Consider the following 14,318-nt stretch of genomic DNA (forward strand, 5'->3'; position numbering starts at 1 on the left):
GAATTCAACCAATTACCTGCTGAAAACCGGCCGATTCCGGTCAAGCGGAGCTGAACGGGCCGTTCCGGAGGCCCATTCAGGCCAGGAAACGTTGCCCGGTGTTCAGGCCCGGCCGCCTGTGGCGGTCAAAGCGCCGCGCGCGGCGGCAGCGACCAGTCGATCGGCGCCTGCCCGCGACGCTGCAGGTAGTCGTTGGCCATCGAGAAATGCCGGCAGCCGAGGAAGCCACGATGGGCCGACAGCGGCGAGGGATGCGGGGCTTTCAGCACACGGTGGCGCCGGGTATCGATGACCTTGCCCTTCTGCTGCGCGTAGGCCCCCCAGAGCATGAACACCAGGCCTTCGCGTTCGCGGTTGAGCACATCCACCACGTGGTCGGTGAAGCCTTCCCAGCCGCGGCCCTGGTGGGCGCCGGCCCTGCCCTCCTCCACCGTCAGCACGGCATTGAGCAGCAGCACGCCGCGCTGCGCCCACGGCACCAGGCAGCCGTGATCGGGACGGGGGATGCCGAGGTCGCCCTCGATCTCCTTGTAGATGTTCAGCAGCGATGGCGGCACCGGAACGCCGGCGGGCACCGAGAAGCTCAGTCCGTGCGCCTGGCCGCGCCCATGGTACGGGTCCTGGCCCAGGATCACCACTTTCACCTGTTCGAACGGCGTGGCGTCGAACGCCGCGAAGATCTGCGGCCCCGGCGGGAACACCGCCGCGCCGGCCGCCTTGCGCTGGCGCAGGAAGGTGGAGAGTTCGCGCATCTGCGGCTGCAACAGGTAATCGCCGACCTGCTGCTTCCAGCTCGGTTCCAGCTGGATCGTCGGGGTGTCCACTACGTCATCGGTCATCGCAACAGGGGTCCATCGTTCAAGCGGGCCAGGCGCAGCTGGAACAGCACCTTGGTCACCAGCAGGCGCTCCTCGATCGGCTTCAGCACCAGATCATTGGCACCGGCCTGCAGCAACCCGGTCTGGTTGTGTGGATTGCCGTCGCCGGTCATCACCAGCACCGGCAGTCGGCGTTTGCCGTAGCCGAAATCCACGCGCACGCGCTGCACCACGTCGCGTCCGCTCAATTCGCCCTTCAGGGTGACGTCGGTCAACACCAGGTCGATGCGGTGGCGGCTGCGGCCCAGCGATTCGGCCGTGAGCAGGGTGAAGGCCTCTTCGGCACTGACCACGTGCAGCACGTTGAGCTGTTGGCGTTCGAGCATGCGCTTGGTCGCCTCCGCCACCACCCGGCTGTCCTCGATGTAGAGGATGGTCGCCCCGGGAATGGTCTGCGGCTGCACATAGCCACGGATGAAGGTCGCCAGCGCCTCATGGCCCAGCGCCTTGTCGAAATAGTCGGTGACGTACTCGGTGAAGCGCCGCTGCTCCAGATGCTGCTGCGCATCGCCGGAGACCACGATCACCGGCACGTACGCCTGGCCGGCAGCTTCGCGGACCGTCCGCGCCAGCGCCAGGCCGTCGCCGTCACGCAGGGTCAGCGAGGTGGTGACCAGGTCTACCGGCCCCTGGGCCAGCGCCTGCTGGGCATCCTCGATGCTGTCGCAGCCGATCACCTCCACGCCCGGCAGATCACGCTGCAGCACGTCGGCGATCAGCTTGCGCACCAGTTTGGAACCGTCGACCACCATCACCCGCGTAGCGGGCCCTTCAAGGTGCTTCAGCGCTTGCGGTTGCATGCCGGTCTCAGGTGTCGGTCGGGCGGGTCTGGCGGAGGAAGTGGCCGGTGACCAGCCACGCGCCCAGCCAGCCCAGCAGCAGCGTGCCCAGCAGGACCAGGCTGCCATGCAGCAGGTCCAGGCCGTGCAGCTCGAACGGGCTGCCGTAGCTGCGTGACAGGTCAGCCAGCGGCGCGCGCAGGGCGGCGCCGGCAACACCGATCAGGGCCAGCGCCACCGCGCCGGCGCCCAGCCCATACCAGGCGCCCAGATACAGGAAGGGCCGGCGGATGAAGCCATCGCTGGCGCCGAGCAGCTGCAGCACGCCGATTTCCTCGCGCCGTGCCTGGATGTCGAGGCGCACGGTGTTGCCGACCACCAACGCAGCGCCGACGCCGAGCAGCACCGAAAGCACCTGTACCAGCCGTGCGCCGAACGCCAGCCACGCATCCAGCCGCTGCCGCCACAGCGCATCGTGCTGCACCAGATCGGCCTCGGGCAGGCTTTCCAGCGCACGCGCCAGACGCGCATCGTCCTTGCCCTGCCCCGGGGTGATGACCAGCAGCGAAGGCAGCGGATTGTCATTCAGCGCGTCGATCGCCTCGCCAAGGCCGGCATCGCGCAGCTCCTGCAGCCCTTGCTCGGGCGTGCGCACGGTCACCTCGCCGACGTCATCGCGGTCGCGCAGCTGGCCGGCCAGGCGCAACGCACCCGGGCCATCCACCGTGCCCTTGAGGAAGACATTGATGTCGCGCGACTGCTGCACGCTGCCGGCGAAATGCTTGAGGTTGTCCAGCGCGATCGACAGGCCCAGTGGCAGTGCCAGCGCCAGCGCCATGACCATCACCGTCAGCAGGGTCGCCCACGGCTTGCGGCAGGCGCGGCCCAGGCTGAACACCACGCTGTGCACGTGGTGCTGGAACCACACGCCGAGACGCGAGGGTGCGGCGGCTTCGCTGTTTTCGTTCTTCGCCATGCGTTACTCCGCCAGATCCTGCGGCGAGATGTCGTCCACCAGCCGGCCGTGGTCGAGAATCAGCACGCGCTTGCGCATGCGACGCAGCAGGGGAAGGTCGTGGCTGACCACCAGCACACTGGTGCCGCGCGCGGGCAGCTCGGCAAACAGGGCCATGATCTCCGCCGCCAGGGTCGGGTCCAGGTTGCCGGTCGGCTCGTCGGCAACCAGCAGCTTGGGTTCACCCACGATGGCGCGGGCGATGCCCACGCGCTGCTGTTCGCCGGCCGACAGCTGCGACGGCAGCGCCTTCTCGCGATGGCCCAGGCCCATCCGTTCCAGCACGGAACGCACGCGCTTGCCGATGTCGCCACGGCGCGTACCGCGCAGGATCAGCGGCAGTGCCACGTTCTCGGCGATGGTCCGGTCCATCAGCAGGCGATGGTCCTGGTACACCGCACCGACCGCGCGCCGATGGCGCGGGACGTCGCCGCCGCGCACCTTCAGCAGGTTGCGCTCGTCGAAGACCACCGCGCCGCGGCTGGGCCGCTCGTCGAGGTGGATCAACTTGAGCAGGGTGCTCTTGCCCGCCCCGGAATGGCCGGTGACGAACAGCATCTCGCCCGGCGCGACCTCGAAGCTGACGTCGATCAGTGCTTCGTGGCCACCGGCGTACTGTTTGCTGACATTGTCGAAGCGCAGGACACTCATGCCCCGATTATGCAGGACCGGCGCGAAGTATCGATAGCGCCGGGACACGCCCGGGTGGAATCGTTGATCTGCCGCTGCGCGCGCCGGGCATGGCCCGGCGCTACCGCTGACCGGGTGCGCCGATCAGCCGCCCGACAGCATCCGGCGGATCTTGCGGCCGATGCGGGTCAGGAACGAGTCGGCGGCGTCGGTGCTGCGCACCGGCTTGGCCACCACGTGAACCGGCGTCACCGGCGAGGCACCGTTGCCGGCGCTGCCGTTGGCGACCATCGCCTCGCCACCCTCGACCGGACGGCCATGGCGACGACGACGGCGCTTGCGCGGCTTGCGCTCGCCGTCCGCCGCGAGCTCCGGAGCACCTTCGGCACGCGGCGGACGCGGCGGACGCGGGGCCTGGGCCGGGGTGCCGGACGCGGCACCTTCCACCGGCGCGGTCGCGCCCTGCTCGCCTTCCACCCGCGGCTTGCGCGGACCACGCGAGCGGCGTTCGCCGCTGCGCTCGCCATCGCGACGCTCGCCACGGCCGGCACCGGAGCGACCACCGCTGCGGCCACCGCCACGACGCTCTTCCTCGGCGGCGCGGGCTTCGCGCGCCTCGCGGAAGATCTGGCCGACGCTCTCGTTCTCGTCACCGTCCTCGCCAGCGACCGTGGCCGGGCGTTCCGGACGCGGCAGTGCGGTCATCAGTTCCTTGGTGACCGGCTCGGACGGAATCTTCTGTTCGATGTAGGCCTCGATGTCCGGCAGGCTCATCGCATAACGCTCGCAGGCAAAGCTGATCGCGTCACCCTCTTCGCCCAGGCGTGCGGTACGGCCGATGCGGTGCACATAGTCTTCGGCGTCGAACGGCAGGTCGTAGTTGTAGACGTACTTGATGCCGTCGATATGCAGGCCGCGGGCAGCCACGTCGGTGGCGACCAGGATTTCCAGCTGGCCCTTCTGGAAGCGGTTGAGCAGGCTCTCGCGCTTCTTCTGCGGCACGTCGCCGGACAGGACGCCGACCCGGTACCCGGCCTTTTCCAGCGAACGCGCCACGCGCTCGACGAAGACCTTGGTGTTGACGAAGACCATGGTGCGGGCGCCTTCGCTGCGCGAGAGCAGGCCCAGCAGCAACGGGATCTTCTCGTCGTCGGCCGGGAAGTAGATCTTCTGGCGCACGCGCGCGGCGGTCACTGTTTCAGCTTCGACCACCAGCTTCTGCGGCTCGTTCATGTGCTCGTAGGCCAGCTCCAGCACGCGATGGCTGAGGGTGGCGCTGAACAGCAGGGTCTGCCGGGTGGTGCGCTCGGGCATGCGGCGCAGCAGGAAGCGGATGTCCTTGATGAAGCCCAGGTCGAACATGCGGTCGGCTTCGTCCAGCACGCAGATCTCGCAGGCGTGCAGCGAAACCACCTTGTGCTGCTTGACGTAATCGATCAGGCGGCCGGGGGTGGCGATGATCACATCCACGCCCTGCTGCAGGATCTCGCGCTGCTTGTCGTAATCCACGCCACCGTAGACGAGGGCGAAACGCAGGCCCAGGTCGGAACCGAACTTCACGGCGTCCTTGTGGATCTGGATCGCCAGCTCGCGGGTGGGCGCCAGGATCAGCGCGCGCGGGTCTTCCGCCTTGCGGTCGGCCAGCGCCGGGCGGCTCAGCAGGCGGTTGACCACGGCAACCAGGAACGCCAGCGTCTTGCCGGTGCCGGTCTGGGCCTGGCCGGCGACATCACCACCGGCCAGCGCGACCGGCAGTGTCAGCGCCTGGATCGGGGTGCAGCGGGTGAATCCGGCTCCTTCAAGGCCAGCCTGCAGGGCCGGATGCAGCTCAAAGGAGGAAAAGGTCAAATCGGTCAGCGGTTTGTCGCTCATGAGTCCGTCTTGGTATGGCCACCGGCCAGCGGGCGGGCGGCACTGCATCGTCTGGGGGCACCGTCGCAAACTGCGGCCCCTGCGGCGGGTCGGCGGACCGGGGACCACCGGGTCCGCGCGCCGCTCAATGCCCCAGTTTAACGCACTCCGGCGGCCAAACCGGAATGAACCGTCTCACACAACCGCGAGACAGGCCCGTGCGGGACGCCTCTTCACCCAGCCACACCGCGCTTGAACAGCCCTGCCGGGGGCGCTGGAGTCCGCGGCTGCCGGCCCCCACTTCAGGAAGACAGTGAAATCCGACACATACCGCGCTTCGAAGCGATCACGATACGCTGGGTTCCAGCCGGCCACTGTCCATGCCCCGCGATAGGGGTACACTGCCGGCCGTGAGCGTCCAGGCATCCCGCCGAACGCACCGCGGCAGGACGCCGCGAGGCAACGACGAGGGTCGCGCCACCGGGCAAGGCCCAGTTCACCCACCTCCGGCCTGGCCGGGTGCAATCCAAGACGAGAAACCAAGATGAGCGACAAGGTTGTACACGTCGGCGATGCCGACTTTGATAGCGCCGTGCTGAATTCCAAGGAACCGGTGCTGGTCGATTTCTGGGCCGAGTGGTGTGGCCCGTGCAAGATGATCGCCCCCGCGCTGGACGAGCTGGCCGATGCCTACCAGGGCCGCGCCAAGATCGCCAAGGTCAACGTCGACAACAATCGTGCGCTGGCCGCCAAGTACCACGTGCGTTCGATCCCGTACCTGGTCGTGTTCAAGGATGGCGAGAAGGTCGGCGAGCAGATCGGTGCGGTGGGCAAGGCCCAGCTGGCCGGCCTGCTGGACAAGGCCCTGGCCTGACCCTGTAACGACTCCGGCAGCCGCCCGGTGCGGCTGCCGGCAGGCGCGGACCGCGCCTGCATGAATGCTGTTCCCGGCGACCCTTGCACGGCGCCGCGGGCCGATGATAGTGTCGGCACATCCGGCCGCGTTCGCGTGCCGCACCTTCTGGACGCAGTTTCTTCCAGACCCATCCCCAACGTTCGCCGCCCCAGCCGGGCGCTCGCACCTTCAAGCGAGGAATAACGCTCTTGTCCGATAACACTCCCGAAACCGGCAGCGCAGAAGCGCCCGCCGAAAAGCGCGTGCGCAAGGCCCGCGTGACCAAGGCTGCCGCACCGGCCGCCGCCGAAACCAGCGCGCCCCCCGCGCAGCCGACCCTGCCGCTGGCCGCCGCGCCCGAAGCACCGGCGCCGGCCGCAGCCGCTCCCGCGCCGAGCGCGCCCGCCGCCGAGGCCCCTGCCAGCAGTGGCGGCGGTGAAGGCGGTGAGGGTCGCGAATCCGGCCAGCCGCGGCAGCAGAACCCTCAGGGTGGCGGCCAGCATCCGCACAACCAGAATGGCCAGCAGGGCCAGGGCCAGGGCAACCGCCGTGACCGTTTCCGCAACCGCCGCGACCGCGACCGCAACAACCGCTTCCGCGATGACGGCATGCCCAACGAGGGCGGCGAGCAGCAGGCCTTCGTGCCGCGCGTGCAGCCGACGGTGCCGGAAGGCTTCCCGGTCTATTCGCTGAGCGATCTCAAGCGCATGCCGGCACAGAAGCTGCTGGAAATCGCCGAACAGCTGCAGATCTCCGAGGGCGTGGCGCGTGCCCGCAAGCAGGATGTGATCTTCGCCCTGCTGAAGGTGCTGACCCGCCACGGCGACGGCGTTGCCGCCGATGGCGTGCTGGAGATCCTGCCGGACGGCTTCGGCTTCCTGCGCGCGGCCGAAGCCAGCTACCTGGCCGGCCCGGACGACACCTACATTTCGCCCAGCCAGATCCGCCGTTTCAACCTGCGTACCGGCGACCACCTGTCCGGCCGCATCCGCTTCCCGAAGGACGGCGAGCGCTACTTCGCGCTGTCGATCGTGGACACCATCAACGGTGAGCCGCTGGAAGCGTCGAAGAACAAGGTGCTGTTCGAGAACCTGACCCCGCTGTTCCCGCGTCGCCGCTTCACCCTGGAGCGCGGCAACGGTTCGTCGGAAGACATCACCGGCCGCATCCTCGACCTGATGGCCCCGCAGGGCAAGGGTCAGCGCTCGCTGATCGTCTCCCAGCCGAAAGCGGGCAAGACGATGATGATGCAGCAGGTCGCCACCGCGATCACCACCAATCATCCGGACGTGCACCTGATCGTGCTGCTGATCGACGAGCGCCCGGAAGAAGTGACCGAAATGCAGCGCACCGTGCGCGGCGAGGTCATCAGCTCGACCTTCGACGAGCCGGCCGCACGCCACGTGCAGGTCGCCGAAATGGTGATCGAACGGGCCAAGCGCCTGGTCGAGCACAAGAAGGACGTGGTGATCCTGCTGGACTCGATCACCCGCCTGGCACGCGCCTACAACAACGTCGTGCCGAGCTCGGGCAAGGTGCTGACCGGTGGTGTGGACGCCAACGCCCTGCACCGCCCGAAGCGCTTCTTCGGTGCCGCGCGCAACGTTGAAGAAGGCGGCAGCCTGACCATCATCGCCACCGCGCTGGTCGACACCGGCTCGAAGATGGACGAGGTGATCTACGAAGAGTTCAAGGGCACCGGCAACAGCGAAGTGCACCTGAGCCGCCGCATCGCCGAGAAGCGCGTGTTCCCGGCCATCGACATCAACCGCTCCGGCACCCGCCGCGAAGACCTGCTGATCGAGCCGGAACTGCTGCAGAAGATCTGGATCCTGCGCAAGCTGCTGCATCCGATGGATGAAATGGCCGCGATGGAATTCCTGCTGGACAAGATGAAGAACACCAAGTCCAACGACGAGTTCTTCGGTTCCATGAAGCGATAAGAAAAAAGCCCCGCACTGCGGGGCTTTTTTTGTCATACGATAGTTCCCCGATAGGCATTGGGCACCGCCCACGTGGGCACCGCGTTTGCCGTGGTATCCTGAAGACTAGCGGGCTGGTGCTAAGCGAATCTCAATTCGCCAGGGGTGTTCGATTCCCCCCCGTCTTTACTTCATCTTGATGTGCTTAGCATCCGCAGCAATCGAGCTAAGCTCCTCAGACAGGCCGGTTGCGCCGACAAAGTTCGCGCTGCGAAGCTTCGCCCCGTCGAACTTCGTCCTTGTGCAGTTTGCACCTCGAAAGATCGCGCTGCTCAGATCTGCGTTTGAGAAATCTGCACCAGTCAAATCTGCCCCAGAGAAATCGCAGCCTTTGAAGCGGGCCCCCACCAGTTTCGCGCGCACGAGCTTCGCGCCACGGAAAGTAGTCCGCTTTGCTCTGACGTCAAGGAAAACGGCCCCATCAAAGTCACATCCGGTGAAGGCGCAATCTCTGAGACTGGATTTTGAAATGACTACGCCCTGTGCACTGGAGTCGACAAGATCCAATCCCTCAAGGCTTACATCATTGATACGAGCGGTTGCGATCGTGACCTTTTTCACCCCCAGCGAGGACAGGCGGCGTAGTTCTCCGTAGATCCGATATCCGGCATCACTCCCCCTGTAGTGTCTGAGATCCTCAAGATCACGAAGAACTTGCTTCTTTAGATCGGACCGTTCGCTTCTCCGCTGGAACAGATAGGCGACCAAACCGATGACCAGCAGGTCCAGAATCATTCCATGTGCTTCGACCAACACATTCTCGAAGAAATCTTTCGAGTAAAGCCCCCATGTTGTGTTTGGAAAGACGTGACCCGAGACCCACGACCAGCGACCGGTCACTGCGATGATCACCGTGCCGCTCAGAACCAATGCAAGGATCGGAATCCTGAGCTCGTACAACCAGTACTTCATTCGCGCCAGAATCATGCTATCTGCACACATTTGATGTGAAGCGTGATGATACAAGCACCCACATACGCGCTCGTCGGAGATTTGTCTAAACAGCCATAGCTTGCCTTCTATCCAGCAGGCAGGGTTACGGGCAGGCCACCGCGCCTTCGGCGGTAGCCGTGTTGGCCGTCAACCTGACCCGGGTGAATGCCGCGGCGAACGGCGCGTCGGCGCTGACCACGAACGGGGCTTCCACCGCGCCCAGGTCCACGCCGCGCTTTGCAAAGCAGGCCAATGGCACGGTCACCGTCTGCTTCTGCCCGGGCGCCAGCGCGACCAGCTGCGGGGCGATGTCCACCCCGCCCTCACAGCCGCTGCCACACTGCATGGTCACCTTCACCGGCGATGCCGGGCGCTTCACCAGCTGCACGTCGAACTGCAGCGCGCCGTTGCTGCGCGCCAGTGCGCCGAGATTGCGGCGCGAGGTGCTGCGTGCGATCAGCTGCGCCGGGGCCCGCCAGGTCACCTCCTTGGCGTCCTGCTGGGTGTTCACCTGCACGGTGCGCACCTGCACCACCGGCTTGGCGGTGGGCCAGCGCAGCGTAGCGTTCAGATCATTGCCAAGCGGTTGGGTCGCTCCCGCGGCGGCAACGTGCAGGGCGAATGGCGGCGTGTCGGCGCGGTTGAAGATCGGCAGCACGGTGACTTCGCCGCAGCTGTCCGGGTCAGCTTCCTCGAGCCTGGCGACCTTGCCGCCCTTGGCGTAGCTGAGGCCATAGCCAAGCGCGAACAGCGCCGGCTTCTTCGCGTCGGGCTGGTCGATCGGTGCCGGGCACGGAACGCCCGGCCACGGGAAGCTGAGGCGTCCACGGAAGTCGTGTGCCGGCTTGCCGCCCTTGCCCGCCACCAGCACATCCGTCACGCCCTTGCCTTCGGTGCCCGGCAGCCAGGCGGCGACGAAGGCGCTGGACAGATTGAGCAGGTCGTTGACATACATCGGGCGACCGGACAGGTAGACGGTCACCACCGGCTTGCCGGTTGCAGCTGCGGCCTTCAGCGCGGCCAGGTCTTGCGGGTAGGCCCGGCTGTGGCTGACGGTATCCGAAGCGAGAATATCGCCGTTGGTCTCCGCATAGGGCGTCTCACCGATCACCGCCAGCACCACATCGAAAGCCTTCGGATCGACGCCTTGGCCATCGGCGCTGAAGCTGACCTTGTCCGCACCCAGTTCGGCGCGCAGCGCGCCCAGCACGGAATCGGCGTTGGGAAAATCGGAATTCCTGTTCTCGGTGCCCTGCCAGGTCAGCGACCAGCCACCGGACTGGTCGCCGATGCTGTCGGCGCTCTTGCCGACCACCAGCACCCGTGCATCGCGGCGCAGCGGCAGCACCTTGCCTTCATTCTTCAGCAGCACCAGCGATTCGCGCACGGCACGCCGGGCCAGGTCACGGTGCTGCACGGCACTGGCATCGCCGGCGTAGCGGCTGTCGGACGGCTTGTGGTCGAACAGGCCCGCGCGCAGCTTCACCCGCAGGATGCGGGCCACCGCATCGTCGATGCGCGCCAGCGGAATCTCACCGCTCTTGACCTGCGCGGTGGTGTTGGCGATGAACGCTTTCCAGTCGTCGGGCACCATCACCATGTCGATGCCGGCATTGATGGCCTGCGCACAGCTGTCGTTGCGGCAGCCCGGCACCTGCGCGATGCCGTTCCAGTCGGAGACGACGAAGCCATCAAAACCCATCTTGCCCTTCAACGCATCGGTCAGCAGCGCCTTGCTGCCGTGCATCTTTCCGTAGTCCACGCCTGCGGCGCGGTCGTTCCAGCTGTTGAACGAGGCCATCACCGTCTGTGCACCCTCGGCAAGCGCACCATAGTAGCCCTGCGCGTGGACGTTGATCATGGTGTTCTTGTCGACCAGCGCCTCACCCTGGTCGCGGCCGTTGTCGGTGGCACCATCGCCCAGGTAGTGCTTGGCGGTGGTGACCACGTTACCGTCGTCCTTGAAGGTGCCCTGTGCTCCCTTCACGTAGGCGTGGGCGTAGCTGCGGATCACCGCCGGGTCGGACGAATAGCTCTCATAGGTGCGGCCCCAGCGAGGGTCATGGGCCACGGCCAGGGTGGGTGCGAACACCCAGCCGATGCCGGTGGCGCGCACCGAGCGCGCGGTCGCCTCGCCGATGCGTTCGATCAGTTCGGCATCGCCGGCCGCGCCCAGGCCGATGTTGTGCGGGAACAGGGTCGCACCCAGCACGTTGTTGTGGCCGTGCACCGCATCGGTGCCCCAGATGACCGGCACCGGCGTCTTCGCATCGGTTGCCAGCGATGCAGCGTGGTAGGCATCGGCCAGCTGCAGCCAGTCCTGCACGCTGGCGTGCTTGTCCATGCCCGGCCAGGAGCCACCGCCATTGAGGACCGAGCCGATGTAGTAGCGGCGCACCTCGTCCGGCGTGATGGTCTTGATCTCGGCCTGGGTCATCTGCCCGATCTTCTGCGCCAGCGTCATCTGCGCAAGGATCTCCTGCACGCGCCTTTCGATATCCGCATCAGCAGCGATCACGCTGTGGACGCGCGGCCAGTCCTGCAGGCGTTCGCCCGTGGACGGCGCGGCACCCGCCGATGCGGCCAGGGCGGCCAGCAGACAGCCGGAAAGAAGGGTCTGGGTGGGGCGCTTCACTGGGTACTACCTCCGTGGATGACGTTCCTGGCGTGCGGGACTGCAGCGGCACGTCGGTATGGGCGATCGGACGCCCGTCCTGACAGCGCTGTCATATAAGCCTGCCTGCATCGTGTCAATGAGCGATCACACATCCTGTGGCGGCAATCGCGTAACGGCGGGCTTTGCGGCCGACGCAGCACACGGCCCGCGGCGGTGGGTGTTGCGACGCGACAAGAATTCAGGACGTGCCAGTCCCCCTCGCGTCGTGGCACCATCCGCCTGCTCCGGCAACACCGACATCGCAGGTACGCACTACCATCGGCGCGTAGCCGCCTTCCAGGAGGATCCACCGCATCATGCGCAGTCGAATCGAGGATGTCGCCGCCGTTGCCGGGGTATCGATCAAGACGGTGTCCCGCGTGCTCAACCGCGAGCCCAACGTGCGCGAGCAGACCCGCGAACGGGTGCTGGCGGCCGTGGCGCGCCTGGGCTACAAGCCCAATCTCTCCGCGCGCAGCCTGGCCGGACAGCGCTCGTACGCGCTGGCACTGGTCTACAACAATCCTTCGCGCAACTACCTGATGGAAATCCAGAACGGCATGCTCGAGGCCTGCCACGCACAGCACTACAACCTGATCCTCGGCCCGGTGGGCACTGGCCGGCGTACCCTGCCCGACATGACCGCGCTGTTCGAGAACTCGCGTCCGGATGGCGTGGTGCTGATCCCGCCGCTGACCGACGACGAAGTAGTGCTGTCGTACCTGGAAGAGCATGACATTCCCTTCGCCTGCATCGCCCCGCGACACCCGGAGGGACGCATCGGCGTGCGCATGGATGAAACCACTGCGGTGGTCGAGCTGATCGGCCACCTGGTCGCGCAGGGCCACCGCCGCATTGCCCACATCAAGGGGCCGCGCGCGCATGGTGCCTGCCAGTGGCGCTACGCCGGTTACCGCCAGGCCCTGCGGCAGGCAGGTATCGCCTACGATCCGGCGCTGGTGGTCAACGGCCAGTTCTCGTTCGAGTCCGGCGTGGACGCAGCCAACCTGCTGCTCGACATGGATGAGCCTCCCACGGCAATCTTCGCCGCCAACGACGACATGGCCGCGGCCGTGTATCGCGTCGCGGGCGAACGCGGCCTTCGCGTGCCGCGCGACCTTTCGGTGTGCGGGTTCGACGACACCCCGATCGCAGGGCACATCTACCCTGCACTCACCACCGTGCGCCAACCGACCTCGCACATGGGGCGGCTGGCCACCGAACAGCTGATCGAGCACATCCGTGCCGAAGCCGCTGGCCGCATGATCACGGTCGAGCACGCGGTACTCGAACGCGAGTCGACCGCCGCACCACGGCGACGTTGAGCCAGCGGCGAACCTGCGGCTCACGCGGCAGGCAGCCGCGAACCCTTCCATGCATAGAAGGCAATGTAGAGATAACACAGCGCCGGCAGCAGGAACGACAGCTGCAGGCCATGATTGTCGGCAAGCCAGCCCATGGCCAGCGGAATGACCGCACCGCCGACGATCGCCATCACCAACAGGCTTGAAGCCTGTCCGGTGAGAGCTCCAAGGCGGGTGATCGCCAGCGCGAAGATGGTCGGAAACATGATGGAGTTGAACAGTCCGATGCTCACCACCGCCCACTTGGCCAGGCCACCCGTGGTGGAGACGGTGATGCCGAGCAGCAGCACCACCGCGAGCGCGAAAAGACCGAGCAGCCAGCGCGCATCCAACCTCGCCAGCATCGCCGCGCCAAGCAGGCGCCCGACCAGCGCACCGCCCCAATAGAGCGAGACATAACCGGTGGCCTCCTGCTCGGTCATGCCCTGGCCGATGCCCGGCGAGGACAGGAAGTTGACCAGCACGCTGCCGATGGAAACTTCCGCGCCCACGTAGCAGAAGATGGCCAGCACACCCAGTCGCACATGGCGGTGGCGCAGGACGTCCCACGGCCGGCTTCGCGCGCCGGTGCGTTCCTCCACGCCGGGAATGGTGGGAAGACGGAACATCCAGATCGCTGCCGCCAGCAGGAACAGGACCACTGCCAGGCCGAAGTACGGCAGCTGCACCGATTGCGCTTCGGCTGCACGGTAGGCCAGTGCTTCGGCCTGCGGCAACAGCGCCAGCTGCTCCTCGCTGCGCGGCTGCGCCGACAGGATCAGCAGGCCACCGAACAACGGTGCCAGCGTGGTGCCCAGCGAGTTCATCGATTGCGCCAGGGTCAACCGGCTGGAGCTGGTGCGCTCCTCGCCCAGCAATGCCACGTAGGGGTTGGCTGCCACCTGCAGCACGGTGATGCCGGTGGCCAGCACGAACAACGCCGCCAGGAACAGCCCATAGACATGGGCGGCCGCAGCCGGCCAGAACAGCAGGGAGCCGACGCCTGCAATGGCCAGCCCGGCGACGATGCCGCGCTTGTATCCCACCGCAGCCACCAGCCGGCCCGCAGGCAGCGACATCAGGAAGTAGGCGCCGAAGAAGGTGAACTGGATGAGCATCGCCTGCACCCAGCTCAGCGCGAACGCCGCTTTCAGGTGCGGAATGAGGATGTCGTTGAGGCAGGTCAGGAAGCCCCACATGAAGAAGATGGCGGTGACCACCGCCAGTGCGCGGGTGGTGCCCTGCACGTGATGTCCTCGAACGGTCGTTACTGTGTCCATTGCTTGTCCTTCCAGTCAGTGATCGAAGCCATCCTGCGGTCATGCGTGACATTTGCAGCCATTGTGATTGTCCAGC

Annotated in this window: 11 protein-coding genes; 3 read left to right on the plus strand and 8 right to left on the minus strand. The window is 66.6% G+C overall.

Annotated elements, in window-relative coordinates; genetic code table 11:
* Nucleotides 1-125 precede the first annotated feature (125 nt).
* The 5 genes from ung to rhlB all read right to left on the minus strand — a co-directional run bounded on the left by ung (nt 126) and on the right by rhlB (nt 5,174).
* Nucleotides 126-839, minus strand: a complete 714-nt coding sequence (gene ung / locus AC5P5M_RS06045; protein ID WP_053515657.1) for a uracil-DNA glycosylase — start codon at nt 837-839, stop codon at nt 126-128.
* The gene (locus AC5P5M_RS06050) at nt 836-1,678 is read right to left on the minus strand and encodes a response regulator (protein WP_053515655.1); all 843 of its coding nucleotides are present in this window, start codon (nt 1,676-1,678) and stop codon (nt 836-838) included. The genes ung and AC5P5M_RS06050 overlap by 4 nt, the downstream gene beginning before the upstream one ends.
* Nucleotides 1,679-1,685: 7 nt before the next feature.
* Nucleotides 1,686-2,633 (minus strand): permease-like cell division protein FtsX, encoded by a 948-nt coding sequence (gene ftsX / locus AC5P5M_RS06055; RefSeq protein WP_164151395.1) that lies wholly within the window; start codon nt 2,631-2,633, stop codon nt 1,686-1,688.
* Between the two features lie 3 nt (nt 2,634-2,636).
* Entirely contained in the window at nt 2,637-3,323 is a 687-nt protein-coding gene (gene ftsE, locus AC5P5M_RS06060) for a cell division ATP-binding protein FtsE (protein WP_053515652.1), read from the minus strand.
* Between the two features lie 123 nt (nt 3,324-3,446).
* Nucleotides 3,447-5,174, minus strand: a complete 1,728-nt coding sequence (rhlB, locus tag AC5P5M_RS06065; RefSeq protein WP_164151397.1) for an ATP-dependent RNA helicase RhlB — start codon at nt 5,172-5,174, stop codon at nt 3,447-3,449.
* 523 nt (nt 5,175-5,697) lie between these two features.
* Here rhlB and trxA point away from each other — a divergent pair.
* Both trxA and rho read left to right on the plus strand, forming a co-directional pair.
* Entirely contained in the window at nt 5,698-6,027 is a 330-nt protein-coding gene (gene trxA, locus AC5P5M_RS06070; RefSeq protein WP_025878607.1) for a thioredoxin, read from the plus strand.
* Nucleotides 6,028-6,257: 230 nt separating this feature from the next.
* Nucleotides 6,258-7,991: a transcription termination factor Rho gene (gene rho / locus AC5P5M_RS06075; RefSeq protein WP_065174406.1), complete on the plus strand. Its 1,734-nt coding sequence runs from the start codon at nt 6,258-6,260 to the stop codon at nt 7,989-7,991.
* Between the two features lie 165 nt (nt 7,992-8,156).
* Here the strand turns inward: rho and AC5P5M_RS06080 are convergent, their stop codons facing one another.
* Together AC5P5M_RS06080 and AC5P5M_RS06085 are read right to left on the minus strand one after the other, a co-directional pair.
* Complete coding sequence (locus tag AC5P5M_RS06080) at nt 8,157-8,942, minus strand: pentapeptide repeat-containing protein (RefSeq protein WP_164151398.1); 786 nt, start codon at nt 8,940-8,942, stop codon at nt 8,157-8,159.
* Nucleotides 8,943-9,066: 124 nt separating this feature from the next.
* Nucleotides 9,067-11,598, minus strand: a complete 2,532-nt coding sequence (locus tag AC5P5M_RS06085; protein WP_495205662.1) for a glycoside hydrolase family 3 protein — start codon at nt 11,596-11,598, stop codon at nt 9,067-9,069.
* A gap of 338 nt (nt 11,599-11,936) precedes the next feature.
* Here AC5P5M_RS06085 and AC5P5M_RS06090 point away from each other — a divergent pair, with 338 nt between their 5' ends.
* Nucleotides 11,937-12,944: a LacI family DNA-binding transcriptional regulator gene (locus tag AC5P5M_RS06090; RefSeq protein ID WP_053515642.1), complete on the plus strand. Its 1,008-nt coding sequence runs from the start codon at nt 11,937-11,939 to the stop codon at nt 12,942-12,944.
* 20 nt (nt 12,945-12,964) lie between these two features.
* On the opposite strand, the gene AC5P5M_RS06095 is transcribed toward AC5P5M_RS06090, so the two are convergent.
* Nucleotides 12,965-14,242 carry a sugar MFS transporter gene (locus tag AC5P5M_RS06095; protein WP_164151402.1) on the minus strand — a complete coding sequence of 426 codons (1,278 nt, stop codon included), beginning with the start codon at nt 14,240-14,242 and terminating at the stop codon, nt 12,965-12,967.
* Nucleotides 14,243-14,318 lie beyond the last annotated feature (76 nt).

It is taken from the genome of Stenotrophomonas sp. YJH_SMC_106-19 (assembly GCF_059368375.1).

Coding starts and splice junctions, on each gene's coding strand:
- trxA (WP_025878607.1), top strand. CDS start 5,698: ATGAGCGACAAGGTTGTACACGTCGGCGATGCCGACTTTGATAGCGCC.
- ftsX (WP_164151395.1), bottom strand. CDS start 2,633: ATGGCGAAGAACGAAAACAGCGAAGCCGCCGCACCCTCGCGTCTCGGC.
- AC5P5M_RS06090 (WP_053515642.1), top strand. CDS start 11,937: ATGCGCAGTCGAATCGAGGATGTCGCCGCCGTTGCCGGGGTATCGATC.
- AC5P5M_RS06050 (WP_053515655.1), bottom strand. CDS start 1,678: ATGCAACCGCAAGCGCTGAAGCACCTTGAAGGGCCCGCTACGCGGGTG.
- ftsE (WP_053515652.1), bottom strand. CDS start 3,323: ATGAGTGTCCTGCGCTTCGACAATGTCAGCAAACAGTACGCCGGTGGC.
- rhlB (WP_164151397.1), bottom strand. CDS start 5,174: ATGAGCGACAAACCGCTGACCGATTTGACCTTTTCCTCCTTTGAGCTG.
- ung (WP_053515657.1), bottom strand. CDS start 839: ATGACCGATGACGTAGTGGACACCCCGACGATCCAGCTGGAACCGAGC.
- AC5P5M_RS06095 (WP_164151402.1), bottom strand. CDS start 14,242: ATGGACACAGTAACGACCGTTCGAGGACATCACGTGCAGGGCACCACC.
- AC5P5M_RS06080 (WP_164151398.1), bottom strand. CDS start 8,942: ATGAAGTACTGGTTGTACGAGCTCAGGATTCCGATCCTTGCATTGGTT.